We start from the raw sequence: 8,386 nt of genomic DNA, 5'->3' as shown, positions 1-8,386 counted from the left end.
GGTGCGGTACGCCTCCGGGCGGGCCAGCACAATGCGCCCGTCCGGGGCCTCCGCCACCGGGGCGAAACCGGCCGCGCGCAGTCCTTCCAGCAGGTCGGACACCGGCAGGGAGGAGATGACGATCGTCGGGGCCACCCGGCGCATCGCGAGGGCCTGGGTGCGCCGGGACGCGACGACCTCGGTGAGCAGCGCGGTGTCGTCGCAGCGCAGGTAGGAGGCGGCCGGCCCGGACCGCAGCCGTCCGTGCCGGCGGGCCGTGTCGTCGATCAGGTAGGTCAGCGACTGCGGGACGCCGCCACGGGCGAGGTGGCCCAGCAGGTCGTGGAGGTCGTCGGCGGAGCTGCCGGCGTCCATCGCGCGCCGCAGCGAGCTCTCGGTGAAGCGGTACACGGTGGCCGCGCCCGCGGACTCGATGTCGGCCATCCGGGACAGTTCGGCGGCGACCCGCGGCACGAGCGGGCCGGGGGCGACGGCCGTCAGGTCGGTCTGGATGAGCAGTTCCTCGACGGGTTCGGGCAGCAGCGGGGCCATCGCGTCGGCGAGCAGGCGACACAGCCCCTCGTCGGCCGCCGGGGACCTGCCGGAGCCACGCCCCGGGTCGTCGGCCTCGGCGGCGGCGAGCCGGCGCGCGACGAGCCGCCCGAGGGTGCTGGGCGCGCCACGCCCGGTGAACCCGACCACCTCGGCCTCGGTGAGCGTCCCGCCGATCATCCCGTCGAGCAGCGGGCCCGTCCGGCGCGGGGAACGCCAGGCCAGGCGGGCGCGCACCGACTCGGGGGTGGGCGCGACGCCCTCCGCCGCGGCGGCGACGGCGCGCAGCACATCGGCGCGCAGGTCCGGGGCGCCGGGACGGCGGGCGTCGAGGGACATCGCGGCGATCTGCCGGCCGCGCTCGTCGCGCCCGCCGACCAGCCAGGCCGCCGACGGCGAGCGCAGCCACCCTTCGGCGAGGACGGCCCACCGCATGGCCACCGTCTCGGTGCACCACCGGTCGTAGACGTTGGTCGGCACGAACTGGACGTCGGTGCCGGGTGTCAGGTCGACCAGCCCGGCCGCGGCCGCCGCCTCGATGACGACGGCCGCCTCGGTCTCGGGGACGTCCATCAGCCGGGCGCTGTTCTTGAGGTCGCGCACGCTGAGCCCGCCGGTGCGCAGCGGGGTGACCGGGGTGCTCCCCCAGGCGGTGAGCAGCGTGGTGACCGCGCGGACCAGCGCGTCGGCGGCCAGCGCGGCGGCCGGGTCGACGGCGCCCGCCCCCACCTCGCGGCCGGTGACCTCAGGCGGCTCGGGATGCAGCGGCCCGGCCTGGTCGGCGCCGCGCAGCACCAGGCCGACCTCCCTGGGCAGCTCGACGGTGCCCGGCTCGATGCCGATGAGCAGCCCGCGGGCCAGCAGCTCCTCGACGGGGCTGCGGGCGGAGGACACACTCAGCAGACGTTCGGCGTCGCTGGTGGCACCCAGCGCCGGGCCGGCAGCGAGCCGTTCGGCCAGCCGCCGCGCCCGCGCCGAGCACCCGTCGAGCAGGGCGGCGACGCGGTGGGGGTCCGCGAAGGCGGCCGACACCATCTCGATCATGCTCTCGCGCCGGACGGGATGGCTGCCGGCACCAAGGTGGAATTCGGAGTCGAGATCGAGATCGGAGTCGTCCGAGTCGCCGAGGCCACCCGAGCTGGCGGACAACCCGTCGGACACCGCGTCGGGCAGCCCCACGGCCGCCGCCAGCCGGGCGAGCTGCGCCTGCCGGTAGCCGGCCAGGCACGCCCGCACCGGCCGCCCCAACCCGAGCGGACGCTCACCCAGCAGGTCGAAGGCGACGCCGACCAGGCGCAACGCCTCGTCCGGGCCCCAGACGACGAGTCGCTCCCGCAGGCTCTCGAGGGCGGCACGCAGGTCGAGCCCGCCGCAGAAGGCGGTCAGCTCGGCCACGGAGACCGGGCTCGGCAGCAGCGTCAGCGCCTGGACGACCTCGAGGGTGAAGGTGTCCAGCCGCTCCAGCGCCCGGCTCACGCTGCCGCGGATCTCCAGCCGCGCCGCGAGGATGTCGAAGTCCGGCGGGGGCGGGGTGGCGAGATCGGGCCGGAGTCTGAACAGCCGGACCAGGGTGTCGTCCGGCAGGGCGCGCAGCCAGTGGGCGAGCGTTCCGGGCGGGCCCGGGACCCGGCCTGTCGACGGGGACATCCTGATGACGGTAGCCGCCTCGCCGGACGGGGTGTAAGCGCGGACCTGCCCGGAGGCCGCCTGCCCGGAGCCTGGCGTGCCGACGGTTTCCCACAGCTCAGCGGCACTGTCGGTTGGATCGAGGGGGTCCGTTCGCGGATCGGTCACCGGAGGCGGTCGACCTGGTCCACGACGACCGAGAGGTGGTTGTCGCGGGCCCAGTCCGCCATGCGGGACAGGCTGCCCTGATCGCCGGGCAGCGCCAGCACACGGCCCACCGAGACACCGATGACGATCATCGCGCCGACCAGGACAATCTTGACCAGCGTCAGCACGGGGTTCCGGCGGCGCCGGGGGGCGGGCACGTCCGCCTCGTCGGGGTCGTGGTCGAACCGACGGGGCAGCTCGTGCAGTTCACCCGGCCGGCGGTAGCCCTCGTCCGGCACCCCGCGGTACCCCGCGCCCGGTACGGAGTACCCGTCGGGGAGATGATCGGCGACCCGCTCCTGGTAGCCCGTGGTGCTAACGGGCTCCAGCCCGGCCGCCCTCCGCGGCGCCGGCCCGGCCGCTCTCACGGGCCCCGGCCCGGCCGCTCTCACGGTCGCTGGTCCAGCCGCTCTCACGGGCGCTGGTCCAGCCGCTCTCACGGGCGCTGGTCCAGCCGCTCTCGCGTGCTCCAGCCCGGACGGCCTCGCGGGGCCCGGCGGCCGGCCCACCGACGGCCGCGTCGTGAGCTCGTCATCGTCCACCCCGGACGAGAAGGGCGGCGGCGTCCGGTCACGCCGGGGCCCGGGGGGCTGCGGCCTGACGGAGCGCGGGCCGGCGGGGGCCGGCCTTACCGGGCCGTCCGTAGCCGGCGCGGTCACCATGTCCGCGGGGTCGAATCCGGACGGATCGCCGCCGGTACGACCGGCTCCCGGAGAGCCGTAAACCGGCGGACCATAACCGACCGGACCGTGGCTTGGCGGGCCATCAGCCGGTGGGCCGTAACCCGGCGGGAAGCCGTCCGGCGAGAAGCGGGAAGAGCTCGGGGCGGCCGGTTGCGGCGGAACGGGCGGGGGTGCCGCGCCCGGGTCTGTTCGCGGGCCGCCGGTGCGCAGGTTCCCGAAGGTCACCAGGCGGGCGCCGGCCTGCCGCGGACGGCCCACCCCGACCGACTGCGTGGGATTACTGACAGCCCCCCCGGAACGGCCCGCCCCAGGCCGCGGATCGTCCTCGAAGGGGACGTGGTCCGTGCCGCCACCTGCACCAGCCCGGCCCGCACCGGGCTCGGCGGGAGAACCCCGGCCTTGAGCGACCACGCCCGCACCTTCCCGTCAGACGCCCCCCGACCTGGTCGATCCGTTCAACCTCGGCCGTGCCACGCCCACCACGCGAACCCGACAACGTAGCCACGACGACGAGACCGACGATGACGGCGACATCCACAACCATGACACTCAGGACAGGTTCTGCCGCACCCTGGGCAAGTCGAGCTACGCACGCCGTTGGTCGAGGTAGATCCGAGCAACCTCATCCCAGAGTAGCCCGGCCAATCACGCAATGGACAAGCGCCCAGGCAACAGCGAGTTACGGCCGGCGAAACCGGCGACGGAACCCGGCAGGGTCACCGCCGAAGTGAGCCGAAGTGAGTTGTCCGCTCAGTGGTCGCGGATTCGGCAGACGCGCTCGAGGACGAGCCCACCAGCCAGCAGGACCACCGTCGCGCCCAGGCCCAGGCCGGCGGCCAGCGCGTCCCCGCCCGCCGTGCCGAACTCGTCGGTCCGCGGGGCGGTGTAGGCGAGCAGGGCCGTCCACCCGCCGGCCAGCACCGCGGCGACGACCGACGTCGCCTTGGCGAGCGCCGCGAGGCGGGCGACGGTCAGCGGCAGGATCGGGCGGGTGCCCGGCCGGCCGGCGAGGCGGCGGCGGGTCAGCGACGCGGTCTGCAGCTCGATCAGCCCGACCAGCAGTACCGAGACGGACGCCGTCGCCGGCAGCTGCGGGAGCGACTGGTAGCTCCACCACAACAGCGCGTAGACGAGCGCCCCCACCGCCACCGCGATCGCGAGGAGATCACGGATGTGGGTCGGTCTCACCGACCGAGCCCGTGCGGGGTGCGCCGGAGCGCGGCCGCTCCCGGCACCGCTGAGAGGCGCGCGACCAGCTCCGCCACCCGGCCGTGCCCGGGCAGCATCGCGTCCGGTTCGACGTCCAGCCAGGGGACGCAGACGAACAGGCGTTCGTGCGCCCGCGGGTGCGGCAGCAGGATCTCCGGATCGTCGCTGAGGGTGTCGCCGCAGGCGATGATGTCGACGTCCAGCGTGCGGGGGCCCCAGCGGATGGTGCGCTCGCGCGCGGCGGTCCGCTCGGCGGCGCGGGCCGCGGCGAGCAGGTCGTGCGGCGGCGCGGCGCCGACCAGGACGATCGCGTTGAGGTAGTCGTCCTGCTCGGGGCCGCCGACCGGCTCGGTCTCGTACACGGCGGAGACGGCGAGCACGCCCAGCCCGGCGTCCAGGTCGCGGACGGCGCCCCGCAGGTGGGCGAGCCGGTCGCCGATGTTGGAACCGATGGCGACCACCGCGTGCCCCGCGCCCGCACTCGCGCCCGCGGCGGACGGCCCGGCGGCCATGGCGACGTCCCGGGAGCGCGTCGCGGCCACCTCCCGGGAAGGGCCCGTGGTCACGGCGGCGTCCCGGGAGCGGGCCACCGTCACGGCGACGTCCGTGAACGCGACGGTGATCGGGGCGGCGGGCTTGTGCACGGTCACCTCGGCGGCGGCCACCCGCGGGTCGGCCGCCAGGCAGGCCCGGACCAGCCGGTGCGCCAGGGTCTCGATCAGTTCGACGGGCTCGCCGGCGACGATGTCGGCGAGGGCCTGCGCCAGCTCGCCGTAGTGCACGGTGAGGGTGAGGTCGTCGGTGGCCGCCGCCGGGCCGGTGTCCAGCCAGAGCGTGGCGTCGACGACGAAGAACTGCCCGAGCTCCCGTTCCGCGGGCAGCACCCCGTGCCGGCCGTGCACGCGCAGGCCGGTCAGGGCGATCCGGTCGAGCCGGGCCGCGTCTGCCGCTGCACCGCCCGCCGGGACACCGCCGGTCGGAGCGGTCATCGGGATGGTCCAGCCGCGGGGGCGCTACCGGACACGGCCGCGCGGGGCCGGCCGGCCCCGGAGGCGCGGGCGGCCTGCTGCCAGGCCCGCACCACGCGGACGGCGTCCACCGCGGGGCGGACCGCGTGCACCCGCACCGCCCAGACCCCGGCGTCCGCCAGCAGAGCGGTCGTGGCCTGGGTGGCGTCGTCGCGCTCGTCCGGCGGGCGGGGCAGCTCGCCCGGGCCGCTCACCGCCGCGCCGAGGAACGACTTGCGCGAGGTGCCGACGAGCAGCGGCCGGCCGAGGGAGGCGACGGCGCCGAGGTTCGCCAGCAGCGCCCAGTTGTGCGCCGGCGTCTTCGCGAACCCGATGCCCGGGTCGATGATCACCTTGTCCTCCGCCACGCCGGCCGCCAGGACGACGTCCAGCCGGGCGGCGAGCTCGCCCACCACGTCGGTCACCACATCGTTGTAGACCGCGTGGGCGGCCATGTCCGTGCTGGACCCGCGGGAGTGCATCAGCACGTAGTGGACGCCGCGGTCGGCGACGATGTGCAGCAGCTCCGCGTTCCGGCCGCAGGAGACGTCGTTGACCAGCAGGGCGCCGGCGTCCACGGCCGCGGAGGCGACCGAGGCGCGGCTCGTGTCCACGCTCACCGGGACGCCGGCCGAGGCGAGCTGGGCCACCACCGGGAGCACCCGGCGCAGCTCCTCGCTGGCCACCACGCGCGGCGCTCCGGGACGGGTCGACTCGCCGCCGACGTCGATGACGTCCGCACCCTGCTCGATCATGAGCTGCGCGGCCCGGACGGCGTCGTGCGGATCCGGGTAGGCGCCGCCGTCGGAGAACGAGTCCGGTGTGACGTTGACGACGCCCATCACCCGGGTCGGGGCGTCCGGGGCGAACAGGTTGTCATGGGGTCCGGTCATCGGCTGGCCGTCCCGCCGCCGGCTCGGCCGGCCGCAGGCCACGCCGATGCCACGTTTTCCGATGCCACGTTCTCCGTCGCCGCGCGGGGCGCCACGGCGCTGCGCTGGAACCCGGACGGTGCCGGCAGTCGCCGGTAGCTGTACCCGTAGACGGGACGGAACCCGCGTCGGGCGTAGAGCCCGCGCGCCACCACGCTGTGCCGCTCGACCTGGAGGTAGGCGCGCTCGGCCCCCCGCGCCCCGGCCCAGTGCGCGAGCTCGGCGAGCGTGCGGCCGGCGACGCCCACGCCACGGGCGGCCGGGAGGGTGGCCATGCTGTAGATCCCGAGCCAGCTGCCGTCCAGGACCCCGCGCCCGACGCCGACCGGACGGCCGTCGACGAAGACCGTCACGTAGCGCTGGGGCAGCTCCATCGCGCGAACCACCGCGAGCGTGCCGACGCGCTGGCCGGCGAACGTGGCCAGGACGTCCCCCGCCACCGCGAGCCAGCGCTCGTCGGGCAGGTCGGCGGCGGCGGACTCGACGCGGCGGTCGGCGCCCGGCCCGCCCGCCGGCCCGGGGCGGTGCTCCGCGGCGTCCGGTCGGGGCGCGCGCAGGGCGGCCAGGGGAGCGACGCAGACGTCGGTCGGGCCGCCGTCGTCATAACCCGCGGCGTCCAGCGCGTCGAGCAGGCCGGCGGGCCGGACCACCGGGGTGATCTGGAACGTCGGCGGCAGGCCGGCCGCCGTGTAGAAGGAGTGGACCGCGCGCAGCGCCGCGGCCAGGTCGGGGACGTCGCCGCGGGCCCACACCGAGTTACCCCGGCGGGAGGAGCCCGCAGACTCCCGCAGCACCCACCCGCCGTGGGTCCGCTCGCGCAGCGGCGGCCAGGCGCGGTGTGCGACCTCCTCAAGCTCGCGGGCCAGCTCGACGTCCTCCGGGGGCAGCACGCGCTTCGGCGCGACCAGCGCATCGCCACCCGCGACACTCGCCGGATCAGCGGTCACGGGGCCCCCGGACGCGCAGCCACCCCGGCGCGCCCGCCACGCGACGGGTTCTCGTTTCCGGGTGGCCGGAGACACCGGACGGGCACGCCGGCACACCTCGGGGCCACCTCGCGGACACTTCGACCACGAGGATGAGGCTACCGAGCCGGCTCCCCCGAACGGGACCACCGCCGACGCGGACGGCATCATCGGCCCGCCGGCACGCCCCGGCGCCACGATGAGCGGCGACACGGCGACTCCGAGTGGCATCGCGGGGGTCCTGGACGGCACGAACGGCCTGGCAGGCCGCTCGGCCGGTGCCACCGAGCCCGCCCGCCCGCGCGAGGCCACCGGACCACGCGAAGTCGCCGCGCCGGCGGCCGCCGGCGCGGCGCGCGGGTCCGTCCGGAGACGACCGATCGCCATGCGTCCCACCCACACTCAGAAAACGGGAGCTTCGTCACTCCTGGACACGCGCGAGCGGCCGGGGCGCCCAGTGGGCTCGACCGACCCGACCCAGCGACCGACCGACAGGCCGATCACGGACGAAGATAAAACGTTATAGATACCCCACAAGGGAAAGAACATCGCGCGGGGACCGATCCTCAGAGTAGATCCTTCGCCGGAAGCTTCCACGGCGGGCCAGCTCAACTCGCCCCACAAACTCCCATGTTTCGGACATTCCTCACACAAACTGACCAAGCCACATGTCTGTGACGCAAGGTCGTCACTTTCTGACACGCAAGCGCCGTAGCATCGGCATGTGCACCCGACAACCGCACCCGCCGTCCGGCGATGTCATCCGCACGACGCAATCGTTGGACGGCCATCCGCACGAGCATCGGCGTTCGCACGTGATGAGCACCAGCCCGCCGGCCACCCGGCCCCGGTTGATCGCGGCCCCGCACCAGGACGACGAGCACGATCACCGTGGTCCGTCCGGTGCCCTTGCATCGATGCCTCGCCGCGGTCGGTTTGCTGTCACTAGCTTGACAGTGCAAGGTCACGAACGCCCATCGTGACGCACAGGAGGGATCAGGGCATGCCGCAGTCGGACGGACTCCCACCGCTGGCAGCGCCGGCATTCGACGAGATCTTCATCCCCCCGGCCCGCACTCCCCCGGACGACCGGCCCGAGGACTACCCGGCCGAGCCCCCGCGCCGGCAGGTGCCGGAGGACACGACCGAGCACCCAGAGCACCCAGAGCTCCCCGGGCGCCTCCGCGCGGCCGCCCCGCCGCCCCCAACCCCCGCCCCAGCTGGCG

The 8,386-nt window shown here is 75.5% G+C and carries 6 protein-coding genes and 1 pseudogene; 1 reads left to right on the top strand and 6 read right to left on the bottom strand.

Annotation, left to right across the window (positions count from 1 at the left end; translation table 11 throughout):
- The 6 genes from FMEAI12_RS05040 to FMEAI12_RS05015 form a co-directional block, all read right to left on the bottom strand.
- The coding region (locus FMEAI12_RS05040) for a helicase-associated domain-containing protein (RefSeq protein WP_112105145.1) at positions 1-2,178 on the bottom strand (2,178 nt) is incomplete at its 3' end.
- Positions 2,179-2,321: 143 nt separating this feature from the next.
- Positions 2,322-2,732, bottom strand: coding sequence for a hypothetical protein (locus FMEAI12_RS05035; protein ID WP_112105143.1), 411 nt, complete (start codon positions 2,730-2,732; stop codon positions 2,322-2,324).
- Positions 2,733-3,797: 1,065 nt separating this feature from the next.
- On the bottom strand, positions 3,798-4,235 hold the full coding sequence (locus FMEAI12_RS05030) for a DUF3180 domain-containing protein (RefSeq protein WP_071063927.1): 438 nt from the start codon (positions 4,233-4,235) through the stop codon (positions 3,798-3,800).
- On the bottom strand, positions 4,232-5,245 hold the full coding sequence (folK, locus tag FMEAI12_RS05025) for a 2-amino-4-hydroxy-6-hydroxymethyldihydropteridine diphosphokinase (protein WP_112105142.1): 1,014 nt from the start codon (positions 5,243-5,245) through the stop codon (positions 4,232-4,234). The genes FMEAI12_RS05030 and folK overlap by 4 nt, the downstream gene beginning before the upstream one ends.
- Positions 5,242-6,156, bottom strand: a complete 915-nt coding sequence (folP, locus tag FMEAI12_RS05020) for a dihydropteroate synthase (protein ID WP_071064015.1) — start codon at positions 6,154-6,156, stop codon at positions 5,242-5,244. The genes folK and folP overlap by 4 nt, the downstream gene beginning before the upstream one ends.
- Positions 6,153-7,142, bottom strand: coding sequence for a GNAT family N-acetyltransferase (locus FMEAI12_RS05015; RefSeq protein ID WP_112105144.1), 990 nt, complete (start codon positions 7,140-7,142; stop codon positions 6,153-6,155). The genes folP and FMEAI12_RS05015 overlap by 4 nt, the downstream gene beginning before the upstream one ends.
- A 1,021-nt stretch (positions 7,143-8,163) precedes the next feature.
- On the opposite strand from FMEAI12_RS05015, the pseudogene FMEAI12_RS37790 reads away from it, so the two are divergent.
- A pseudogene (locus FMEAI12_RS37790) lies at positions 8,164-8,386 on the top strand (hypothetical protein); the annotation flags it as partial.

Origin of the sequence: Parafrankia sp. Ea1.12 (assembly GCF_900465275.1) — a bacterium.
GTDB lineage: Bacteria > Actinomycetota > Actinomycetes > Frankiales > Frankiaceae > Parafrankia > Parafrankia soli.
Note: the sequence above shows the minus strand (reverse complement) of the source record. Positions and strands in the feature narration are given on the sequence as shown.

What these genes read in the sequence shown, in the direction of transcription:
- folK (WP_112105142.1), bottom strand. Translation starts at nt 5,245, where the DNA reads ATGACCGCTCCGACCGGCGGTGTCCCGGCGGGCGGTGCAGCGGCAGAC.
- folP (WP_071064015.1), bottom strand. Translation starts at nt 6,156, where the DNA reads ATGACCGGACCCCATGACAACCTGTTCGCCCCGGACGCCCCGACCCGG.